Source organism: Paraburkholderia sp. BCC1884, assembly GCF_900996225.1.
In the GTDB taxonomy this organism is placed as follows: domain Bacteria; phylum Pseudomonadota; class Gammaproteobacteria; order Burkholderiales; family Burkholderiaceae; genus Paraburkholderia.
Genome location: NZ_CAAJGL010000075.1, coordinates 1 through 1,485 on the forward strand (window position 1 = coordinate 1; position 1,485 = coordinate 1,485).

Consider the following 1,485-nt stretch of genomic DNA (forward strand, 5'->3'; position numbering starts at 1 on the left):
CATGACGACATCCGGGATGATCACCATGACGATGTGCGAGGTTGACCGGCTCAGGACGATCCAGTCGCTAGTCGATGGCCTGCTGATGACGTGGCAGGCTGCAGAACGGCTGCATCTGAGCCGGCGCCAAGTTGAGCGGCTGACTGTGCGCTACCGCAGCCAGGGCGCATCGGGGCTGCTGTCACGGCATCGTGGCCATCCGAGCAACTACCAGTTGGCAGACGGCGTGACCGCGCGCGCGTTGAATCTGATCCGCGATCGTTACCCGGATTTTGGCCCGACGCTCGCGTGCGAGAAACTGCGTGAATGTCATGGGATCACACTGTCGAAGGAAACCGTGCGGCACCTGATGACCGACGCCGGACTGTGGATTCCTCGCCGGCAGCGGCCGCCGAAGATCTACCAGCCTAGAAGCCGTCGTGCGTGTCTTGGCGAACTGGTGCAGATCGACGGCAGCGATCACCGCTGGTTCGAGGAACGGGCGCCAGCGTGCACGCTGCTGGTGTATGTGGATGATGCGACCAGCCGGATCATGGCGCTGCACTTCACGGCGGCCGAATCGACTTTCAGCTACTTCGAGGCAACACGGGCGTATCTGGAACAGCACGGCAAACCGGCGGCGTTCTACAGCGACAAGGCCAGTGTGTTCCGCCCGACGCAGACAGCGACCACCGGCGGCAAAGGCGTGACGCACTTTGGCCGGGCGATGTTCGAACTGAACATTGACGGGTTATGTGCGAATTCGAGTCAGGCCAAGGGGCGGGTTGAGCGGGCGAACCTGACGTTGCAGGACCGGCTGGTCAAGGAACTGCGGCTACGTGGCATCGATACGCGGGAAGCGGCCAATGCCTATGCACCCCGCTTCATTGCCGACTACAACACGCGCTTTGGCAAGGCGCCAAGGAGCGCGTTTAACGCACACCGGCCGCTGCGTGCGGACGAGGACCTCGACACCATCCTGACATGGCGTGAACCGCGTCGGGTTACGCGCTCGCTGACCCTGCAGTACGACCGGGTGATCTACCTGCTCGATGATACCGACTCGAACCGCAGGCTGGTGGGACGCTACATCGATGTGTATGAGTATCCGGATGGGCGCATCGAGATCCGCGCCGATGGCGTCGCCCTTCCCTGCAGGCCTTACGACCGGCTCTCCGAGATCGACCAGAGTGCCGTGGTCGATCACAAGCGGCTGGGGCACGTGCTGCAGGTCGCGCAACTGATCCAGGCGGATCGCGATAACCGCCGGGCATCGGGTTCGCCATCACGAACCAATCAGGGGCAGGCACCGAAGTTGAAGGAGCGCAGGACCGGTACAAAGAAGCAGCGCGAAATCACGGTTGCAGATCTGAACACCGCGATTGGCAGAACAACGCCCCGCCCCCAGGACCCAGTGTTCAAACCCGCACCGAAAGGATAATTCATTCTCTGACAGCGACACTTCTACTTTGCTGCCGCTGCGACATTTAAGAATGGCCTCGACAT

General features: G+C 61.8%; 1 protein-coding gene. It reads left to right on the forward strand.

Annotated features, from left to right (window positions below; translation table 11 throughout):
* Position 1: 1 nt before the first annotated feature.
* Positions 2–1,420, forward strand: a complete 1,419-nt coding sequence (locus FQ705_RS15395) for an ISNCY family transposase (protein ID WP_144142535.1) — start codon at positions 2–4, stop codon at positions 1,418–1,420.
* The last annotated feature ends 65 nt before the right edge of the window (positions 1,421–1,485 follow it).